At 71.2% G+C, this 18,874-nt stretch carries 20 protein-coding genes and 1 riboswitch; of the genes, 12 read left to right on the plus strand and 8 right to left on the minus strand.

Going from position 1 to position 18,874, the window contains the following annotated elements:
• Positions 1–9: 9 nt before the first annotated feature.
• Both C5H89_RS15930 and C5H89_RS15935 read right to left on the minus strand, forming a co-directional pair.
• A complete protein-coding gene (locus C5H89_RS15930; RefSeq protein ID WP_104107944.1) occupies positions 10–1,722 on the minus strand; it encodes a fumarate hydratase in 1,713 nt (570 codons plus the stop codon).
• A gap of 16 nt (positions 1,723–1,738) precedes the next feature.
• A complete protein-coding gene (locus C5H89_RS15935) occupies positions 1,739–2,155 on the minus strand; it encodes a PLD nuclease N-terminal domain-containing protein (protein ID WP_104107945.1) in 417 nt (138 codons plus the stop codon).
• A gap of 95 nt (positions 2,156–2,250) precedes the next feature.
• On the opposite strand from C5H89_RS15935, the gene C5H89_RS15940 reads away from it, so the two are divergent.
• The 12 genes from C5H89_RS15940 to C5H89_RS15995 all read left to right on the plus strand — a co-directional run bounded on the left by C5H89_RS15940 (position 2,251) and on the right by C5H89_RS15995 (position 12,169).
• Positions 2,251–3,315 (plus strand): NAD(P)-binding domain-containing protein, encoded by a 1,065-nt coding sequence (locus C5H89_RS15940; RefSeq protein ID WP_104107946.1) that lies wholly within the window; start codon positions 2,251–2,253, stop codon positions 3,313–3,315.
• Between the two features lie 70 nt (positions 3,316–3,385).
• The gene (locus C5H89_RS15945) at positions 3,386–4,507 is read left to right on the plus strand and encodes an ABC transporter substrate-binding protein (protein WP_240181906.1); all 1,122 of its coding nucleotides are present in this window, start codon (positions 3,386–3,388) and stop codon (positions 4,505–4,507) included.
• Positions 4,508–4,509: 2 nt separating this feature from the next.
• Positions 4,510–5,388 (plus strand): ABC transporter permease subunit, encoded by an 879-nt coding sequence (locus C5H89_RS15950; protein ID WP_104107947.1) that lies wholly within the window; start codon positions 4,510–4,512, stop codon positions 5,386–5,388.
• On the plus strand, positions 5,385–6,173 hold the full coding sequence (locus C5H89_RS15955; RefSeq protein WP_240181907.1) for an ABC transporter permease subunit: 789 nt from the start codon (positions 5,385–5,387) through the stop codon (positions 6,171–6,173). Before C5H89_RS15950 ends, C5H89_RS15955 begins: the two co-directional genes overlap by 4 nt.
• A complete protein-coding gene (locus C5H89_RS15960; RefSeq protein ID WP_104107948.1) occupies positions 6,170–7,225 on the plus strand; it encodes an ABC transporter ATP-binding protein in 1,056 nt (351 codons plus the stop codon). The genes C5H89_RS15955 and C5H89_RS15960 overlap by 4 nt, the downstream gene beginning before the upstream one ends.
• Before the next feature lie 39 nt (positions 7,226–7,264).
• A riboswitch (TPP riboswitch) is annotated at positions 7,265–7,374 on the plus strand.
• Entirely contained in the window at positions 7,373–7,975 is a 603-nt protein-coding gene (gene thiE / locus C5H89_RS15965; RefSeq protein ID WP_104107949.1) for a thiamine phosphate synthase, read from the plus strand. (Overlaps the previous riboswitch by 2 nt.)
• A gap of 10 nt (positions 7,976–7,985) precedes the next feature.
• A complete protein-coding gene (locus tag C5H89_RS15970; protein WP_104107950.1) occupies positions 7,986–9,053 on the plus strand; it encodes an FAD-dependent oxidoreductase in 1,068 nt (355 codons plus the stop codon).
• Positions 9,050–9,238 carry a sulfur carrier protein ThiS gene (gene thiS / locus C5H89_RS15975; protein ID WP_104107951.1) on the plus strand — a complete coding sequence of 63 codons (189 nt, stop codon included), beginning with the start codon at positions 9,050–9,052 and terminating at the stop codon, positions 9,236–9,238. The genes C5H89_RS15970 and thiS overlap by 4 nt, the downstream gene beginning before the upstream one ends.
• Positions 9,235–9,999 (plus strand): thiazole synthase, encoded by a 765-nt coding sequence (locus C5H89_RS15980; protein WP_104107952.1) that lies wholly within the window; start codon positions 9,235–9,237, stop codon positions 9,997–9,999. Before thiS ends, C5H89_RS15980 begins: the two co-directional genes overlap by 4 nt.
• Complete coding sequence (locus C5H89_RS15985; RefSeq protein WP_104107953.1) at positions 9,996–10,619, plus strand: thiamine phosphate synthase; 624 nt, start codon at positions 9,996–9,998, stop codon at positions 10,617–10,619. Before C5H89_RS15980 ends, C5H89_RS15985 begins: the two co-directional genes overlap by 4 nt.
• Positions 10,616–11,473, plus strand: coding sequence for a bifunctional hydroxymethylpyrimidine kinase/phosphomethylpyrimidine kinase (gene thiD, locus C5H89_RS15990; protein ID WP_104107954.1), 858 nt, complete (start codon positions 10,616–10,618; stop codon positions 11,471–11,473). Before C5H89_RS15985 ends, thiD begins: the two co-directional genes overlap by 4 nt.
• Positions 11,474–11,515: 42 nt before the next feature.
• Entirely contained in the window at positions 11,516–12,169 is a 654-nt protein-coding gene (locus C5H89_RS15995; RefSeq protein ID WP_104107955.1) for a DUF1707 domain-containing protein, read from the plus strand.
• Positions 12,170–12,263: 94 nt separating this feature from the next.
• Here C5H89_RS15995 and ugpC read toward each other — a convergent pair whose 3' ends face one another.
• From ugpC to glpX, 6 genes are all read right to left on the minus strand, one after another.
• On the minus strand, positions 12,264–13,523 hold the full coding sequence (gene ugpC / locus C5H89_RS16000; protein ID WP_104107956.1) for a sn-glycerol-3-phosphate ABC transporter ATP-binding protein UgpC: 1,260 nt from the start codon (positions 13,521–13,523) through the stop codon (positions 12,264–12,266).
• Positions 13,524–13,527: 4 nt separating this feature from the next.
• The gene (locus C5H89_RS16005) at positions 13,528–14,367 is read right to left on the minus strand and encodes a carbohydrate ABC transporter permease (RefSeq protein WP_104107957.1); all 840 of its coding nucleotides are present in this window, start codon (positions 14,365–14,367) and stop codon (positions 13,528–13,530) included.
• Position 14,368: 1 nt separating this feature from the next.
• The gene (locus tag C5H89_RS16010) at positions 14,369–15,313 is read right to left on the minus strand and encodes a sugar ABC transporter permease (protein WP_240181908.1); all 945 of its coding nucleotides are present in this window, start codon (positions 15,311–15,313) and stop codon (positions 14,369–14,371) included.
• Positions 15,310–16,551 carry an extracellular solute-binding protein gene (locus C5H89_RS16015; RefSeq protein WP_162799417.1) on the minus strand — a complete coding sequence of 414 codons (1,242 nt, stop codon included), beginning with the start codon at positions 16,549–16,551 and terminating at the stop codon, positions 15,310–15,312. Before C5H89_RS16015 ends, C5H89_RS16010 begins: the two co-directional genes overlap by 4 nt.
• A 243-nt stretch (positions 16,552–16,794) precedes the next feature.
• Positions 16,795–17,712: an alpha/beta hydrolase gene (locus C5H89_RS16020; protein WP_104108015.1), complete on the minus strand. Its 918-nt coding sequence runs from the start codon at positions 17,710–17,712 to the stop codon at positions 16,795–16,797.
• Positions 17,713–17,849: 137 nt separating this feature from the next.
• On the minus strand, positions 17,850–18,872 hold the full coding sequence (gene glpX, locus C5H89_RS16025) for a class II fructose-bisphosphatase (protein WP_104107959.1): 1,023 nt from the start codon (positions 18,870–18,872) through the stop codon (positions 17,850–17,852).
• Positions 18,873–18,874: the final 2 nt, after the last annotated feature.

Consider the following 18,874-nt stretch of genomic DNA (forward strand, 5'->3'; position numbering starts at 1 on the left):
GACCCCGCGCTACTGGGCGGAGCGGACCCGGATCCCGGTCAGCGGCACCGTCACCGCACCGGAGGGGTCGGTGAAGAAGTCGTTGCCCTTGTCGTCGACGACGATGAAGGCCGGGAAGTCCTCGACCTCGATCTTCCAGATCGCCTCCATGCCGAGCTCGGGGTACTCCAGCACCGAGACGTCCTTGATGCAGTCCTGCGCGAGCCGCGCGGCAGGGCCGCCGATGGAGCCGAGGTAGAACCCGCCGTGGCTGCCGCACGCGTCGGTGACCTGCTTGGAGCGGTTGCCCTTGGCCAGCATCACCATGGAGCCGCCGGCGGCCTGGAACTGCTCGACGTAGGAGTCCATCCGGCCGGCGGTGGTGGGCCCGAACGAGCCCGAGGCCATGCCCTCGGGGGTCTTGGCCGGACCGGCGTAGTAGACCGGGTGGTCCTTGAGGTAGGCCGGCATCGGCTCGCCGGCGTCCAGGCGCTCCTTGATCTTGGCGTGGGCGATGTCGCGAGCCACCACCAGCGGCCCGGTCAGGGAGAGCCTGGTCTTGACGGGGTGCCTCGACAGCTCGGCGAGGATGTCGGCCATCGGCTGGTTGAGGTCGATCTTGACGACCTCGCCGCCGGCGATGTCGTGGGCCATCCCGGCGTCGGGCATGTACTGCGCGGGGTCCATCTCGAGCTGCTCGAGGAAGACGCCGTCCGGGGTGATCTTGCCCAGCGCCTGGCGGTCCGCGGAGCAGGAGACCGCGATCGCGACCGGGCAGGAGGCGCCGTGCCGGGGGAGCCGCACCACGCGCACGTCGTGGCAGAAGTACTTGCCGCCGAACTGTGCGCCGATCCCGAACTCCTGGGTGAGCTTGAAGACCTGCTCCTCCAGCTCGAGGTCACGGAAGCCGTGGGCGTCCATGGAACCTTCGGTGGGCAGGTTGTCCAGGTAGTGCGCCGAGGCGTACTTGGCGGTCTTCATCGCGAACTCCGCGCTGGTGCCGCCGATCACGATCGCCAGGTGGTACGGCGGGCAGGCCGCGGTACCGAGCGAGCGGATCTTCTCGTCAAGGAACTCCAGCATCCGCTTCGGGTTCAGGACGGCCTTGGTCTCCTGGAACAGGAACGACTTGTTGGCCGAGCCGCCGCCCTTGGCCATGAAGAGGAACTTGTACTCCGGCCGGCCGCTGGTCTGCGGGGTGGAGTAGATCTCGATCTGCGCCGGCAGGTTGGTGCCGGTGTTCTTCTCCTCGTACGTCGTCAGGGGAGCGAGCTGGGAGTAGCGCAGGTTGAGCTTGGTGTAGGCGTCGTACACGCCGCGGCTGATCGCCTCGCCGTCGTCGATCCCGGTGAGCACACCCTCGGTCTTCTTGCCCATCACGATGGCGGTGCCGGTGTCCTGGCACATCGGCAGCACGCCGCCCGCGGAGATGTTGACGTTCTTGAGCAGGTCGAGCGCGACGAAGCGGTCGTTGCCCGAGGCTTCGGGGTCGTCGATGATCTTGCGCAGCTGCGCGAGGTGCGCGGGCCGCAGGTAGTGGCTGATGTCGTGCATCGCCTCGGTGGTGAGGCGCTGGATCGCCTCCGGGGTGACCTTGAGGAAGGTCTGCACCTCGCCGTCCTGGGTGGCTGCCTCGAAGGTGGAGACGCCCTCGGTGGTGATCAGCCGGTACGGCGTCTCGTCCCGGCCGGTGGGCAGGAGGTCGGAGTAGCGGAACTCGGGGCCGGTGGGTGCAGTGCTCACGACCGGTGAGATTACGTCACTTGGCAGTGTCGTCCGGCTCCTGGTCCGCGGCCGCCTTGCGGCGCTGCTCCTCGGCCTGCGCCTCGGCCTGGTCCGCGGCCGCCTTGCGGCGCTGCTCCTCGGCCCGCTCCCGGATCTTGCGCAGGAACGCCTCGTCGGCCTCCGGGTCGAGGGCGGCCGCTCGCCCCGGGCGGTCGTACTCGGGGAACTGCGGGACCTCCCGCTCGTACGGCGACCGGCCGGTGCGCACGCCGGCCGGCCGACCCGCGGCGAGCCAGGCGATCGAGCCCACGAACGGGAAGAACAGGATCAGCAGGATCCATCCCACCTTCGGCAGGTTGCGCACCTCGTCGTCGCGGCTGCTGATCGCCTCGACCAGGCAGTAGATGCCGAGCACCAGGGGCACGACGTAGAAGAGGATGATCCGGCCCATGTGTCCCCCTGGCTAGCTTCGGTTGCGCGGCATCGTAGGGGTTCGCACGGGTCGGTGTCCGGGCATACCGACACGCGGCCCGGTGTTGCAGCGGCGTGCCCGTCCTCGACTCCTTGGTGATCGGCGCCGGCCAGGCGGGTCTGTCCACCTCCCACCACCTCCGGCGGCTCGGGCTCGACCACGTCGTCCTGGACGCCGACGCCGCTCCCGGAGGTGCCTGGCAGCACCGGTGGGACTCCTTGACGATGGCTGACGTGCACGGTGTGGCCGACCTGCCCGAGGGGCCGGCACCGGGAGCCGGGGCGGAGCCGGCCAACCTGGTGGTCCCCGCCTGGTTCGCCGACTACGAGCGGACCCACGGGCTGCCGGTGCAGCGACCGGTGCGGGTGGACCGGGTGAGCAGTGACGGGGAGCTGCTCGTGGTGGCCGCGGGGGACCGGCGCTGGACCACCCGGACCTTGGTCAACGCCACCGGGACCTGGGCGCGGCCGTTCGTGCCGCACTACCCGGGCATGGAGACCTTCGCGGGCCTGCAGCTGCACACCCGGGACTATCCCGGGGTCGGGCCCTTGGCCGGCAAGCGAGTGCTGGTGGTGGGGGGTGGCGCGTCGGCGGTGCAGTTCCTGGGCGAGCTGGCGCCCGTGGCCTGGACCACGTGGGTGACCAGGCGGGAGCCGGTGTGGGTGGACCGCTTCACCCCCCAGCAGGGCGTGGCGGCGGTCGCTGCGGTCGAGGAGCGGGTCCGTCGCGGGCTGCCCCCGCTCAGCGTCGTCGGGGTCACCGGGCTGCACCTGCGGCCCCAGGAGGCCCAGGCGGCCCGGCTAGGCGCCTACGCGCGGCGCCCGATGTTCGCCCGCGTGGAGCCGGACGGGGTGCGCTGGGCCGACGGGAGCTTCGAGCCGGTCGAGGTGATCCTGTGGGCCACCGGTTTCCGCCCGGCGGTCGGCCACCTGGCGGGTCTCGGGCTTCGCTCGGCCCACGGGGGGATCCAGCTGGACGGCACCACGGCCGTGGCTGATCCCCGGGTCCAGCTCGTGGGCTACGGCCCGTCGGCCAGCACCATCGGCGCCAACCGGGCCGGTCGCGCGGCCGCGGTCGCGGTCCGGTCGCACCTGCTGTTCCACCAGCGCTCACCGGGCGTACACCGACGCGTAGAATGATGGGCGTCGAGGCAGTCGAGTCTTCGCACGCTATCTTGCACAAAGACCCTGATCCCTGCCTGGAGGTTCTGTGAAGATCCGTCGCACGCTCGTCTCGCTCACGGCCATGGCCACGGTGGCCTCGCTGGCCGCCTGCGCCGCACCCGAGTCCGACAACGGCTCGGGGGGCGGCGACAGCGATGCCGCCAGCGCCACGAGTGCCAAGGACCTGGGTGGTCTCGACGCCCTGGTCGAGGCCGCCGAGGAAGAGGGCGAGCTCAACGTCATCGCCCTCCCGCCCGACTGGGCCAACTACGGCGAGGTGATCTCCACCTTCGAGGACAAGTACGACATCAAGGTCAACTCCGACCAGCCCACCGCGGCCAGCCAGGAGGAGATCAACGCCGCCAAGGAGCTCAAGGGCACCAAGCGCGCTCCCGACGTGTTCGACCTCGGGCAGTCCGTCGCGCTGGCCAACACCGACATGTTCGCGCCCTACCAGGTCGAGACCTGGGACACCATCCCCGACGAGTTCAAGGCCGCCGACGGCTCCTGGGTCAACGACTACGGCGGCTACATGTCGATCGGCTACGACTCCGCCGTCGTGCCGGACGTCACCGAGGTCGCGGACCTGCTCAAGCCGGAGTTCAAGGGCAAGGTGGCGCTCAACGGCGACCCGACCCAGGCCGGCGCGGCGTTCAGCGGCGTGATGATGGCCGCGATCGCCAACGGTGGCTCGCCGGACGACATCGCTCCCGGGGTGGACTTCTTCGGCGACCTCAAGAAGGCCGGCAACTTCCTCACCGTGGACCCCGACTCCACCACCATCGAGCAGGGCACCACGCCGGTCGTCATCGACTGGGACTACCTCGGTGCCGCGGCTGCTGCCAACGTCGACACCTGGAAGACCGTCGTGCCTGAAGAGGCCGTGGTCGCCGGGTACTACTACCAGGCGATCAACGCCGACGCCCCGCACCCGGCTGCGGCTCGGCTGTGGCAGGAGTTCCTGTACAGCGACGAGGGCCAGAACCTCTGGCTCAAGGGCGGCGCCCGACCGGTGCGCGGCGAGGCCATGGCCGAGGCCGGCACCATCGACGCCAAGCTCTGGGACGCCCTGCCGGAGGTCACCGGTGACCCGGTGATCCCGAGCAACGAGCAGACCGAGACCGCGGGCGCCTACCTGGCCAAGAACTGGTCGAAGGCGATCCGCTGACGATGTCCGATCGAGCAGAGGGAGGGCGGGGCCGTCGGCCAGCCGTCGGCCCCTTCCTCCCGCTGCTGCCCTTCCTGGGGTTCCTGCTCGTCTTCCTGGTGGTACCCACGCTCACGGTGGTCGTCGGCGCCTTCCAGGACGAGTCCGGGGCATTCACCCTGGGCAACCTGGACGCGCTGACCAGCGACGCCGCCCTCACGGCGCTGCGCGGGTCGTTGATCCTCTCGGGCGCCACCGCGGTGCTCGGTGCGGTGCTCGGGGCGGTGCTCGCCTTCCTCGTGGTCTCCATGGGGCCGAGCAGCCTCATCCGTCGCGCCACGCTCTCGGTCAGCGGCGTGCTCGCCCAGTTCGGCGGCATCACCCTGGCCTTCGCCTGGATCGCGACCATCGGCCCGGTCGGGATCGTGACGAACGCGATGAGCGACTGGTTCAGTGCCGACCTCTACGGCAGCGGGTGGCTCTTCGGGCTCCCCGGCCTCGTCGTCGTCTACACCTACTTCCAGGTCCCGTTGATGGTCATCGTCTTCGCGCCCGCCCTCGACGGGCTGCGGCAGGAGTGGCGGGAGGCCGCGGTCAACCTCGGGGCCACCCGAGCGCAGTACTGGCGCCACGTCGGGGTCCCCCTGCTGTTCCCCGCGTTCCTCGGCTCCGCGCTGCTGCTCTTCGCCAACGCCTTCGCCGCCTACGCGACCGCGGCGGTGCTGGTCAGCCAGGGCCAGCCGATCGTGCCGCTGCTGATCCGCCAGGCCGTCACCAGCGAGGTGCTGCTGGGTCAGGCGAACGTCGGCTTCGCGCTGGCCCTGGAGATGATCGTGGTGGTCTCGGTGGTCATGCTCGCCTACAACCTGCTGCTGCGTCGGACGTCGAGGTGGATGCCGTGAGGGTCACCGGTGGATTCCGGGTGCTGCGTGCCCTGGCCCTGATCGCCTTCGCGGCGTACTTCTTCGTGCCGATGCTGGCGATGTTCGACTTCTCCACCCAGGTGCGGGGCAGCGCCCCGGGTCGCACCTGGGACAACTGGGGCTTCATGGTCACCGACGAGGACTTCCGCTCCGCGATCGTCACCTCGCTGCTGCTGGCGTTGTTCACGGTGGTGCTGATGGTGGTGCTGCTCGTGCCCACGATGGTCTGGACCCGGTTGCGGGTGCCCCAGGCGCGCCGGCTCATCGAGTTCCTGTGCCTGCTGCCGCTGACCATCCCGGCCCTGGTCATCGTGGTCGGGTTCAGCAACGTCTTCTCCTGGGTCACCCTGCTGCTCGGTGACTCCGCGCTGACCCTGACCTTCGCCTACGTGGTGCTGGTGCTGCCGTACGCCTACCGGTCGATCGACGCAGCGCTGTCCGCCATCGACGTCACCACCCTGGCCGAGGCCGCGCGCTCCCTGGGCGCGGGCTGGGCCACCGTGATCCTGCGGGTGATCCTGCCCAACATCACCGGTGGGGTCCTCGGCGCCGCCTTCATCTCGGTGGCCCTGGTGCTGGGAGAGTTCACCTTCGCCTCGCTGCTGCACTTCGACACCATGCCGGTCGCGATGGCCTCCATCTACAAGAGCAACGGCCCGGCCGCGATGGCAGGCGCCCTCGCGACCATGGCCCTGACCACGTTCCTGCTGCTGGGGTTCACCTTCCTCAGCCGGAACCGCCACCAGCAAGGAGCCGGACGATGACCGCCCCACCGAAGACTGGACGCGGTCTCGCTGTCCAGCTCAAGGACCTGACCCGCGTCTACGGCTCGGTGCGCGCCCTGGACGGCTTCGACCTGGAGATCGACCCCGGCGAGATGATCGTGCTGCTGGGTCCCTCGGGCTGCGGCAAGACCACCGCCCTGCGCATCCTGGCCGGCCTGGACCGGGCCACCTCGGGGACCGTGAGCGTGGGCGGACGGGACGTCACCAGGGTGCCGGCCAACAAGCGGGACATGGGGATGGTCTTCCAGGCCTACAGCCTCTTCCCGCACATGACCGTGATCGACAACGTGGCCTTCGGGCTCCGGCTGCGGGGCACCGGCCGCGCGGCGCGACGCGAGCGTGCCGGTGCGATGCTCGACCTCGTCGGGCTCCACACCCAGGCCGACCGCTACGCCCACGAGCTCTCCGGAGGTCAGCAGCAGCGGGTGGCACTGGCTCGCGCGCTGGCCTTCGAGCCGTCCGTGCTGCTGCTCGACGAGCCGCTGTCCGCGCTGGACGCCAAGGTGCGGGTGCAGCTGCGTGACGAGATCAGGCGGGTGCAGCTCGAGGTCGGGACCACCACGTTGTTCGTCACCCACGACCAGGAGGAGGCGCTCGCCGTCGCAGACCGGGTGGGAGTGATGAACGCGGGACGGCTGGAGCAGCTGGCACCTCCGACCGAGCTCTACTCCGCGCCGGCCACCCCGTTCGTGGGTGCCTTCGTGGGACTCTCCAACCGGCTGCCGGCGCGCGTGGAGGGCACCGAGGCCGTCGTGCTCGGCCAGCGGGTCCCCGTGCTGCCCGGATCCGCCACCGGCGAGGGGCTGGCGCTGGTCCGCCCCGAGTCGATCGTGCTCGTCGCGGATGCCGGAGCCACCACCACGGTCACCTCCGTCGGCTTCCTGGGTCCGGTCTCGCGGGTGCACTGTGCGCTGGAGGACGGCACCGACGTCATCGTGCAGCTGGCCAGCTCGGCCGCGACGCAGCTGCGCCCCGGTGACCGGGTGGCGCTGACCGTCTCCCCGGCGCCGGTGCTCGTCGTGGGTCGCTGAGCCGTCTCGACGTGGTCGCCCGGCGCTGCTAGCGTCGGAGGTGTCCACCACGGGAGCCTGCGGCAGCGGGCTGAGAGGGAGCTGTTCCGCTCCGACCGTCGAACCTGATCCGGGTCATGCCGGCGAAGGAAGCGTCGAGGAGCTCACGTGTACCCCACCCTCCTGCCCCGTCTGTTCTGCCTCGTCTCGGCCACCGACGACCTGACCCTGCTCACCGCCCTCGCGGGGGCCGGGGTCGACGGCTTCCAGGTCCGGGCCAAGGGGGCCGGCGACCGCGAGCTGCTGGCGCTGGTCACCCTGGTCATCGCGGCCGTCCGCTCCCACGGCGCCGCGGTGGTGGTCAACGACCGGGTCGACATCGCCCTGGCGACCGGGGCGGACGGGGTGCACCTGGGAGCCGACGACCTCCCAGTCGCGGTGGCGCGGCGGCTGGCGCCCGACCTGCTGGTGGGGGCGACGTGCCGGGATCGACAGGCGGTGGCGCAGGCGCGCGCCGACGGGGCGACGTACGCCGGGTTCGGGCCGGTGTGGGGCACGCGCAGCAAGTCGGGACTGCCCACGCCCCTGGGACCGGGGGCGATCGAGTCCGCCCAGGGGGTGCTGCCTCTCTTCGCCATCGGTGGGGTCACCGCGGCACGCGCGGTCCAGGCGCGTGCCGCCGGGGCGCACGGTGTGGCGGTCATCGCCGGGATCTGGGGCGCGCGAGATCCGGTGGCCGCGGCCAAGGAGCTCGTGACGGCGTCGGCCTGAGGAGCACGACATGACCGTCGAGGACAGCACGCTCCGGGTCCGGGTGCTGGGCGCGGGGATCATCGGGCTCACCTGTGCCCTGGAGCTGGGGCGTCGCGGGCACCGCGTCGAGGTGGTCGACCCCGCGCCCGGCAGCGGCGCCTCCTGGGCCGCGGCCGGGATGCTGAGCCCGGCCGGCGAGGCCTGGCACGGTGAGGCCGACCTGCTCCGGACCGGTCGGCGCAGTGCCGACCTGTGGCCGGAGCTGGCCCGGGACCTGGGAGTGCCGCTGCGGCAGGTCGGCACCATGCTGGTGGCCCACGACGCCGGGGACGCCGAGGACCTGGGTCGGCTGCTGTCGCTCCTCACCGACCACGGCGAGCCCGTGGAGCGGCTCGCCAGTCGCGACGCCCGGGTCCTGGAGCCTGCCCTGGCCCGAGGCTGTGCGGGAGCCGCCCTGCTGCCGCGCGACCACAGCGTGGACCCCCGGGCCGTGGTGCGGGCGCTGCGACGCCGGTGCCGGGTGGTCCCGGCCGCCACCGGGCCGGCCGACGTCACTGTCGTGGCGACCGGGACCACCCTGCCCCCGCCGTTCGCCCACCTGGTGCGCGGGGTGCGCGGGGAGGTGGTGCGGGCGCACTGCCCCGACCCGCCCCGCCGCACCCTGCGCGGCTGGGTGCGGGGCACCCCGGTCTACGTCGTGCCCCGCCCGGACGGCGAGGTGGTCATCGGTGCCACCCAGAGCGAGCACGCCGCACCGCCCGTGGTGACGCTGGAGGGCCTGGCGACCCTGCTGGTGGCGGCGCGGACCCTGCTGCCCGGACTGGACCGCGCCACCTTCGGCGAGGCGGTCGCCCGGGACCGCCCGGCCTCCGTCGACCACCGTCCGCTGGTGGGTGCCACCCACCTGCCGGAGGTGCTGCTGGCCGCGGGGCACCACCGGCACGGGGTGCTGCTGGCCCCGCTCACCGCGGTGCTGATCGCGGACCACCTGGACGGCGGCGCGAGCGAGCCGTCCTGGGACCCACGTCGATTCGACACCGTCCACCCGCCGACCGGGCCGTCCCAGACGGCGCAGAGCAGGAGCGTGCCGCAATGAGGATCGTGCTGAACGGCTCGCCCGCCGAGGTGCCGCCGGGCACCGTGGCCGAGCTGCTGGGCGGCCTTCGTCCCGGAGTCGCCGTGGCCGTCAACGGCGAGGTGGTGCCTCGAGCGGCAGTCGGCTGTCGAGAGCTGGTCCCCGGTGACGTGGTCGAGGTCGTGACGGCGGTGCAGGGCGGATGACCGGCCTGCGTGTCGCCGGGGTGGAGCTGACCTCCCGACTGCTGCTCGGCACCGGGGGACTGCCCCGGCTCTCGCTGCTCGAGCCCGTGCTGGAGGCCGCTCGTCCCGGCCTGGTCACGGTGAGCATGCGGCGCGCCGGGGGCGGTGCGCAGAACGGACTGCTGGGCCTCCTGGGTCGGCACGGGGTCCGGGTGCTGCCCAACACGGCTGGTTGCCGCTCGGCCCGGGAGGCGGTGCTGACGGCTCGGCTGGCGCGGGAGGCCCTGGGGACCGACTGGGTCAAGCTCGAGGTGATCGGCGACGAGGAGTCCCTGCTGCCCGACGCCGTGGAGCTGTTGGAGGCCGCGGAGCAGCTGGTGTCCGACGGGTTCGCGGTGCTGCCCTACCTGGGCGCCGACCCCGTGCTCGCCCGACGGCTCGCCGACCTCGGCTGCGTCGCGGTGATGCCCCTCGGGTCGCCCATCGGGTCGGGCCTGGGAGTGCTGGACCCGTTCGCGGTGGAGTCGGTGGTGGCCGCGGTCCAGGTGCCGGTCGTGCTGGACGCCGGCATCGGCACCGCCAGCGACGCGGCCCTGGCAATGGAGCTCGGCTGCGCCGGAGTCCTCGCGGCCTCTGCGGTGACCCGGGCCGACGCCCCGCCGGTGATGGCGCGGGCGCTGCGCCTGGCGGTGGAGGCGGGGTACGCCGCCCGGGAGGCCGGGCGCATCCCGCGCCGCGCCACGGCCCGGGCCTCGAGCCCGCGCGAGGGGCGGGTCGGATGAGCCCGCGCACCCGTCGCGCCCCGGGGCCCGGTCCCGCGGGTCCCACAGCGCTGCCCAGACTGGTCCTGGTCACCGACCGCAGCCAGCTGCCACCGGGACGAGACCTGGTCGGCACGATCGCCGAGTGTGCGAGTGCCGGGTTGGGGGCGGTCATCGTGCGCGAGCACGACCTGCGGCCGGCGACGCGTCGGGCGCTGGTCGCGGCGCTGGCCGAGCTGGCGGGCCTGGTCGTGGTCTCCTCCCGCCTCGCGGATCCCGCCGCGCACGGCCTCCACCTCGCCGCCCACCAGGAGCCGGAGCAGCTGGGGGAGTCGGCCGGTCCCTGGGGCCGGTCCTGCCACTCCCGCTCCGAGGTCGTCGCGGTGCGGCGCGCCGGGGGGCGCTGGGCCACCCTGTCGCCGTTCGCCTGCTCGGCGAGCAAGCCCGGGTACGGACCTGCGGTGCCGCGGACGGCGTACCGCGGGCTCCCGCTGCCCGTCCTGGCGCTCGGCGGGATCGGGATCGACAACGCCCGCCAAGCGCTGGAGGCCGGGGCCCACGGGGTGGCCGTGATGGGCGAGGTGATGCGGGCAGCCGATCCTGCCGGGGTCGTGGCCCGGCTGCTGGAGGTCACCCGGTGACGCCGAGAAGCGGGCGCGGCACTCCGCCGGTGGTGCTGACCATCGCCGGCACGGACTCCGGCGGCGCCGCCGGGGTCGCCGCGGACCTGGCCACGATCGGTCAGCTCGGCGCCCACGGGGCCTGCGTGGTCACTGCGGTCACCGCCCAGGACACCACCGGCGTGCGGGCGGTCCACCCGGTGCCGCTGGCGGTGGTCTCGGCCCAGCTGGACGCGGTCCTGGAGGACCTCCCGGTGGCGTGCGTGAAGACCGGGATGCTCGGCTCGGCCGACGTGGTCGCGCTGGTGGCCACCCGGGTGCGGGACCTCGGGCTGCCCCTGGTGGTGGACCCGGTGCTGGTGGCCACCAGCGGGGCCGTGCTCGGCGACACGGAGGTGGTGGCCGCCTACCGGGAGCACCTGCTGCCGGTGGCCACGGTGGCCACCCCCAACGGTGACGAGGCGGCCGCCCTGGCCGGGCTCCGGGCGTCCGCCCCCGAGCTGGCCCGGGCGCTGACGAGGCTCGGGTGCTCGGTGGTGGTGACCGGTGGACCCGAGGGCACGGACTGGCTCGCCAGACCCGGCGGCGAGCCACTGTCGCTGCGTCACGCAGCGGTCGCGACGACGAACGACCACGGCACCGGCTGCACCCACAGCAGTGCGCTGGCCACCCGCTTGGCCTCCGGCGTCGACCTGGTGCAGGCGGTGGCACAGGCCGCCGAGTTCACCACCTCCGCGCTGCGCCGCAGCCGGCAGTGGGAGCTGGGCCGAGGTCGGGGGCCCGTGGCCCACACCGCCGCGGCGGCGCAGCCGGTGGCCGCGCAACCTCGCTGCGGCAGCGGCCACGACGCCCCGGGCCCGGGATCCGGGCGGTGACGGGGTAGGTGGCGACCCAGGGCTGTGGCTAGGCTGGGACGCATGAGCGAGCACGACCCCTCCCAGCTGCGGATCTCCGACGCGGACCGACACCGGGTCGCGGAGGTGCTGCGCGAGGCGGCCGCCGAGGGCAGGATCGACCTGGAGGAGCTGGACGAGCGGCTGGAGACGGCGTACGCCGCCAAGGTGTACGCCGACCTGGTGCCGATCACCATCGACCTGCCCGGCGACAGCCGGCTGCCGGTGCCCGCACAGCCACAGCCACAGCCACGGCCGATGGCCGTGCCTGACGGGCTGCCGGCCGCGGAGTACCCCACCTCGATCGCGGTGATGGGTGGCGTCGACCGCAAAGGCGTGTGGCAGGTGGGGGAGAGCCACACCGCCGTCGCGGTGATGGGGGGCATCTGCATCGACCTGAGGCAGGCGCGCTTCACCAGTCACGAGACGGTGATCAACGCCTACACGTTCTGGGGAGGGATCGACGTGCTGGTCAATGCCGGCACCCGGGTGATCGTGGACGGCGTGGGCATCATGGGCGCCTTCGAGCAGGGGCGCGACAAGGTGGCGCCGGACATCGGGCCCGACGCCCCGGTGGTGCGGGTCAAGGGGTTCGCCCTGATGGGCGCGGTTTCCGTCACCCGCAAGGCGATGCCGGGGGAGCCGGGCCCGCTGCGCCGCAAGATGCTGGGCCACTAGGTCGGACACTGACACGGGAAAGCCCCACGACCCAGCTGGCGGTCGTGGGGCCTCCTTCCAGCCGACGGTGGTGCGTAACCCGTCGTCGGTGGTCTCAGGCCTCCGGAGCGGAGTGGATCTCGTCCCCCTCCGCGGCCATCTGCTCAGCCTTCTCCTGCTCCTGCGGGTGGTCCCGCTCCGGGATGCGCCCCGCGCGCGAGGTGTCCACGGTGAGGTTCTCCCCGGTGCTGGGGTCGAACAGGTGCATCTTGGAGGTGTCCACCCAGATCTCGGCCTCGTCGCCCTCCGCGATCCGGCTGGTCCCGTCCAGGGAGATCACCAGCTGGGTGCGCAGCGACTCGCCGTCCAGGTCCTTCTCCAGCTGGGCGAGCTGCTTCTGCACCTCTGGCGGCGCCTCGAACGGGATGTAGGCGTAGGCCTCGTTGCCCAGCCATTCCACGACGTCGACCTTCGCGTGGAAGGTGGACCCCTCGCGGCTGGCGTCGACGACGGAGGCGTCCTCGAAGGCCTCGGGGCGGATGCCGGCGATCAGGAGGCCCCGGCCCTGGGCTCGCGCGGCCTTGTCGGCGGGGATCTGCACGGTGCCGAAGGGCAGCTTGACGGAGTTGCCCTCCACCTCCGCGGGCAGGAAGTTCATCGGCGGGGAGCCGATGAACCCGGCGACGAAGAGGTTGCCCGGGTTCTCGTAGAGCTCGCGGGGGGTGGCCAGCTGCTGCAGGATGCCCCGCTTGAGCACCGCCACCCGGTCTCCCAGGGTCATCGCCTCGGTCTGGTCGTGGGTGACGTAGACGGTGGTGATGCCCAGGCGCTTCTGCAGGCGCGAGATCTCGGTGCGCATCTGTCCGCGCAGCTTGGCGTCGAGGTTGGACAGCGGCTCGTCGAAGAGGAACGCGTCGGCGTCGCGGACGATGGCGCGGCCCATGGCGACCCGCTGGCGCTGTCCACCCGAGAGGTTGCCCGGCTTGCGCTCCAGGTGCTCGTCGAGCTCGAGGGTCTTCGACGCCGCGCGCACCTTCTGGTCGACCTCGTCCTCCTTGGCGCCGGCCAGGCGGAGCGGGAACGCGATGTTCTCGTAGACCGTCAGGTGGGGGTACAGGGCGTAGTTCTGGAAGACCATCGCCAGGTTCCGGTCGCGCGGGGCCAGGTCGTTGACCCTCTTGTCCCCGATGTACATGTCGCCATCGGTGATGTCTTCGAGCCCGACGATCATCCGCAGCAGCGTGGACTTGCCGCAGCCCGAGGGGCCGACGAGGATCATGAACTCCCCGTCGGCGACGTCGATGCTCACGTCGTTCACGGCGGGGAACCCGTCGCCGTACTTCTTGACGATGTTCTTCATGGTGATGGCGGCCATGGGATCAACCCTTCACTGCGCCGGAGGTGAGCCCGGCGACGATCTTGCGCTGGAACAGCAGGACGATGATGATGATCGGAATCGTGGAGACCACGGCTCCCGCGGCGAGCAGCGAGGCCGGCCGGTTGAACGGGTCCTGGCCCACGAAGAACGACAGGGCCGCTGGAATCGGTCGCGCCGCCTCGGTGGAGGTCAGCGAGATCCCGAAGACGAAGTCGTTCCAGGCGAAGAAGAAGGTCAGGATCGCCGCCGTGAAGACGCCGGGCGCGGCGAGCGGGACGATGACCTTGCGGAACGCCTGCCACGACGTGGCGCCGTCGACCTGGGCGGCCTGCTCCATCTCCCAGGGGATCTCGCGGAAGAAGGCCGACAGGGTCCAGATCGCCAACGGCAGCGTGAAGGACATGTAGGGGATGATCAGGCCGAGCCAGGTGTCGTAGATCCCGAACGTGCGCCACATGTCGAAGAGCGGGCCGACGAGGGCGACGACGGGGAACATCGCGATCACCAGCGCGGTGGTGAGCACGAACTTCTTGCCCTTGAACTCCAACCGGGCGATCGCGTACGCCGCGAGGGTCGCGAGGATCACCGAGAGCGCGGTCGCGATCAGCGAGATCCCGATGGAGTTGAAGATCGCCCGGCGGAACTGCTCGTCGTTGAGCACGTCGACGTAGTTCTGCCAGCCGGCGCGGCCACCCTCCGCCGGCAGGAAGCCCGGGCTGCCGGTGGTGATGGACTCCTGGGACTTGAAGGAGAGCGAGATGATCCAGGCGACCGGCAGCAGGCACCAGACGAGGATCAGGATCGCGCCCACCACGGTGAGGGCCTTGTTCTTGGCGTTCATGTCAGCTCTCCTGCCGGGCGGCGGCCAGGTCGACGCGGAAGATCTTCACGATCAGGCCGGCGATGATGAGGACCGAGAGGAACAGCAGCACGGAGAGTGCGGATCCGATCCCGAGCTGGAACTGCTCGATCACCTGGCGATAGGTGAGGAACGAGACCGACTCGGTGCCCTGTGCCCCTGCGGTCATGACGAAGATGTTGTCGAAGATCCGGTAGGCGTCCAGTGCCCGGAAGAGCACCGCGACCATGATCGCCGAGCGCATGTTGGGCAGGATCACCTTCCACAGGCGCTGCCACCAGGTGGCGCCGTCGACCTTGGCGGCCTCGAGCATGTCCTCGCTGATCTGGGCGAGCCCGGCCAGCAGCAGCAGCGACATGAAGGGCGTGGTCTTCCAGATCTCCGAGACCATGATCGCGGCGATCGCCGAGCCGTACTGCCCGAACCAGTTGAAGCTGTCGGAGACCCAGGGCAGCCACTCGTTGATGAAGCCGTTGCTGTTGCTGAAGGCGAACTGCCAGGCGAAGCCGGAGACCACGGTGATGATGCCGTAGGGGATCAGGATCGAGGTCCGGATGACCCCGCGGGCGAAGATCACCCGGTGCATCACCATCGCGAAGACGAAGCCGATCACCAGCTCCACCGCCACGGTCACGACCATGATGAAGACCGTGTTGAGCGTCGTCTCCCAGAACAGCGAGTCGGTCAGCGCCGTCACGTAGTTCTGGAAGCCCACGAACTCGCGGTCGTCCGGCGCGGTGAGGCTGTAGTTGAAGGTGCTGAGGTAGATCGCCCGGAGCATGGGGAACGCGGTCACCAGGAGCATGACGGCGATCGCGGGCAGGACGAGCTTCTGGCCGAGCCGCTGCTCGGCCCTGCTCCGGTCGCTCATCTGGGCGGTCTTGGCGCGGTCGTCCTTCGCGTCGGGTGCGACGACGGTGTTCGTCACAGCAGTCTCCTTCCAGCGAGGATGTCCGCCAGGAACTTCGCCGACTCCTCAGGGGTGTCGTCGTTGACGCTGGTGGGCGAGTGCCAGACCGACTGGATGGCGCTGGAGATCTGGCTGTAGTAGGCGCTCTTGGGACGAGGCCCGCCGCTGTCGATGCTCTGGCGGAACAGGTCGAGCAGGTCGGCGGGGTAGGCGTCGGTGAGCTCGTCGGAGTCGTAGACCGACCCGCGCGAGGGCATCAGGCCCTCGTTGACGGCGAGCTGGCTCTGGGCGTCCGCGCTGGACACGCAGACCGCGGCCTCCTTGGCCCAGTCCACGTTCTCCGAGTAGGCACTGACCCCGATGTCGATGCCGCCGATCGGCGGACGGGACTCCTCGCCCTCGACCGTCTCGGGGTAGCGGTTCCAGCCGAGGTCGTCGAACTGCTCCTGGGTCAGCGCCCCGGTCTCGATGAGGGCCTCGTAGTTCTTGTAGACGAAGGTCCAGTTCACCATGAACTCCCCGGCACCCTGCTCGGGGAACATCTGTCCCAGGCTGGTGCCCTCGTTGGAGACGGTGAAGTCGGGCTGGGCTGCGCCGGAGTCGGCGAGCTTGGCGATGATCCGGGCCGCGTCACGTCCGGCGTCGGAGTCGATGGTGACCTGGGCGTCGCGCCCGGACTCGGTCTCGGTGACGATGTCACCACCGGCGCCGAGGATCAGTGCGTTGATCCACACCACGTACGCCTCGTAGCGGTTGGCTTGGACGCCCACCGTGCCGTCGTTCTCGGCGGCCGCGTCGATCACCTGGTCCCAGGTCCAGGGCTCGTCGGCGTTGAGCCCGGCGGCCTCGGCCAGCGACTTGCGGTACCAGAGCACCTGGGTGTTGGCCCACTGGGGCGCGGCCATCACCTTGTCCTCCCACATCACGGTGTCGGCGGCGCCGGTGAGGACGTCGTCGTCGAGGACCTTGCCGGCGAGGTCGCCGTCGAACTCGGCGAGCCAGCCGGCATTGGCGAACTCCGCCACGAACACCGGGTCCAGGCTCATCAGGTCGGTCGAGGTGTCCTCCGCGGCGAGCCGGCGGGCCAATTGGGTGCGCTGATCGGTGGCGCTGGAGGGGAGCAGCTGGATCGCGATGTCGTAGTCATCGGTGCTGCAGTCGACCGCGAGCTTGTTGAGGGTCTCCTGGCCGTCGGGGTTGATGTACCAGTTGAGTGTCGCCTTGCCCGAGTCGTCGCCGCCGCAAGCGGCGAGCATGCTCGAACACAGGGCCAGGGACGCGAGAGCGACCCCCGCACGTCGTCTTGAGCCCTTCCGCAGCGATGCCATGAGCTCCCTTCCCTGTTGTGGTCTAGATCACATGTAGTGCACGGGACGGTGCTTGGCAACCCCATCGGCCCCACGAGTAGTCACCGGCGTGAGGCCCGGGTACCCAATTTTGGTGTGAGTGATGCCGCACCAGCGGGGGGAAATTCGCTCCCACAGGTGCCGCAGCGTCGGTCAGGCCGCGCGGTCCGCGGTCCGTCGTACCGCGTCGACCACGGTGGGGAAGAGCGGCGCCGGCAGGTCGTGGCCCATGCCGTCGATCAGCAGCAGCTCGGCGCCCGGCACTGCCGCCGCGGTCGCGCGACCGCCCGAGACGTGGACCATCTTGTCGCTCAGTCCGTGGATCACCAGGGTCGGCATCCGCAGCGACCGCAGCCGCAGGGTGCGGTCGGGCTGCGTGAGCACGGCCAGCATCTGGCGCAGCACTCCGCGCTGGTCGAACCCCCGGTCGTAGGTCTCGCCCGCGCGCACCGCCAGCTCGTCGTGGTCGATGGGGTAGCCCGGGGAACCGATCATCTTCCACAGCAGCGCGCTGGTCCGCACGTAGGCCTCGCGCCCCGACCGCGGGGCGATCAGGGCGGGCAGCAGCTTCGGGCTCTGCCAGCCGACGGTACGCCGCCCGGTGGTCGACATGATGCTGGTCAGTGACCGCACCCGGCGAGGCTGCTCGATGGCCATGCTCTGGGCGATCATCCCGCCCATCGAGATCCCCACCACGTGTGCCGAGCGCAGCCCCAGGTGGTCGAGCAGGCCGAAGGCGTCCTGGGCCAGGTCGCTGATCGAGTACGGCGCCCGCACCCGGCGGCCGGCGAAGGCGCGCACCAGCATGGCTCGGCTGACCCTGGCCTCGGAGTGGGTGGAGCGACCGGTGTCCCGGTTGTCGTAGCGGATCACGTAGAAGCCGGCGCGTGCGAGCTGGCGGCACAGCGCGGGGTCCCACCACGTCATCGGTCCGCCCAGTCCCATCACCAGCAGCAGCGGGTCGCCCTCGGCGGAGCCGAAGGTCTGGTAGCAGATCTCCACGTCCGGGCTGACCGGGGCGAGAAGCTCCGCGGAGACCGGGACAGCGGGCTCCTTCCTGCGGGACGGCATGGACTCAGTCAACACGATCGGGGGCAGGGCCTCGATCACCGCCAGTATCGAGGTCACCCGCCTCGCACCTGGGCATGGTGGTGGACCCACGGGTCATCGACGTCGTCAAGCAGGCGCTCGCGCGACCTGCCCCGGGGTCACTTGCCGAAGTCGATAGCGGAGTAATCGCCCAGCTTGCCGAGCTGGTGCTCGGAGATGATGTTGCGGATCGTGCCGCTGCGCGAGCGCATCACCAGCGAGTGCGTGGTGGCGGCGCCGTTGGCCTTGTAGCGCACCCCCTGCATCAGCTCGCCGTCGGTGATGCCGGTGGCGACGAAGAACGAGTCCTCGCCGGTGACCAGGTCATCAGTGGCCAGCACGTGGTCGGGGTCCAGGTCGTGGCCGGCGTCCAGCGCCTTCTGGCGCTCGGCGTCGTCGGTGGGCCAGAGTCGGGCCTGGATGACACCGCCCAGGGACTTCATCGCGCACGCCGCGATGATCCCCTCCGGGGTGCCACCGATGCCCAGCATCAGGTCGATGCCGGTGCCGGGGCGGGCAGCCATGATCGCGCCGGCGACGTCCCCGTCGCTGATGAACTTGATACGCGCGCCGGTGGCCCGGATCTCCTCCACCAGCCTCTCGTGACGCGGGCGGTCGAGCAGCACCACGGTGACGTCCTCGGGGCGGCTGCCCTTGGCCTTGGCGACCAGGCGGATGTTCTCCGCGACGGGGAGCCGGATGTCGACGGCGCCGGCGGCCTCGGGACCGGTGACCAGCTTCTCCATGTAGAAGACCGCGGACGGGTCGAACATGGTGCCGCGCGGCGCGACGGCCAGCACGGCGATCGCGTTGGCCATCCCCTTGGCGGCCAGGGTGGTCCCGTCGATGGGGTCGACCGCGACGTCGCACTCGGGTCCGGTGCCGTCGCCGACCTGCTCGCCGTTGTAGAGCATCGGGGCGTTGTCCTTCTCGCCCTCGCCGATGACCACGGTGCCGTTCATCCCGATCGAGCCGATCATCACGCGCATCGCGTTGACGGCCACCCCGTCGGCGCCGTTCTTGTCGCCGCGGCCCACCCAGCGGCCAGCGGCCAGGGCGGCGGCCTCGGTCACGCGGACCAGCTCCAGGGCGAGGTTGCGATCGGGGGCCTCGGGGGCGACTGTCAGGTCCGCGGGCGTCATGC

Origin of the sequence: Nocardioides sp. 616 (genome assembly GCF_002930065.1) — a bacterium.
GTDB lineage: Bacteria > Actinomycetota > Actinomycetes > Propionibacteriales > Nocardioidaceae > Nocardioides > Nocardioides houyundeii.

Bases quoted from the DNA above. Each gene is read 5' to 3' on its own strand.
- C5H89_RS15950 (WP_104107947.1), top strand. From the start codon at position 4,510: ATGTCCGATCGAGCAGAGGGAGGGCGGGGCCGTCGGCCAGCCGTCGGC.
- C5H89_RS15995 (WP_104107955.1), top strand. From the start codon at position 11,516: ATGAGCGAGCACGACCCCTCCCAGCTGCGGATCTCCGACGCGGACCGA.
- glpX (WP_104107959.1), bottom strand. From the start codon at position 18,872: ATGACGCCCGCGGACCTGACAGTCGCCCCCGAGGCCCCCGATCGCAAC.
- C5H89_RS15935 (WP_104107945.1), bottom strand. From the start codon at position 2,155: ATGGGCCGGATCATCCTCTTCTACGTCGTGCCCCTGGTGCTCGGCATC.
- C5H89_RS15960 (WP_104107948.1), top strand. From the start codon at position 6,170: ATGACCGCCCCACCGAAGACTGGACGCGGTCTCGCTGTCCAGCTCAAG.
- ugpC (WP_104107956.1), bottom strand. From the start codon at position 13,523: ATGGCCGCCATCACCATGAAGAACATCGTCAAGAAGTACGGCGACGGG.
- thiS (WP_104107951.1), top strand. From the start codon at position 9,050: ATGAGGATCGTGCTGAACGGCTCGCCCGCCGAGGTGCCGCCGGGCACC.
- C5H89_RS15980 (WP_104107952.1), top strand. From the start codon at position 9,235: ATGACCGGCCTGCGTGTCGCCGGGGTGGAGCTGACCTCCCGACTGCTG.
- C5H89_RS15985 (WP_104107953.1), top strand. From the start codon at position 9,996: ATGAGCCCGCGCACCCGTCGCGCCCCGGGGCCCGGTCCCGCGGGTCCC.
- C5H89_RS16005 (WP_104107957.1), bottom strand. From the start codon at position 14,367: ATGAACGCCAAGAACAAGGCCCTCACCGTGGTGGGCGCGATCCTGATC.
- C5H89_RS16015 (WP_162799417.1), bottom strand. From the start codon at position 16,551: ATGCTCGCCGCTTGCGGCGGCGACGACTCGGGCAAGGCGACACTCAAC.
- C5H89_RS16020 (WP_104108015.1), bottom strand. From the start codon at position 17,712: ATGCCGTCCCGCAGGAAGGAGCCCGCTGTCCCGGTCTCCGCGGAGCTT.
- C5H89_RS15970 (WP_104107950.1), top strand. From the start codon at position 7,986: ATGACCGTCGAGGACAGCACGCTCCGGGTCCGGGTGCTGGGCGCGGGG.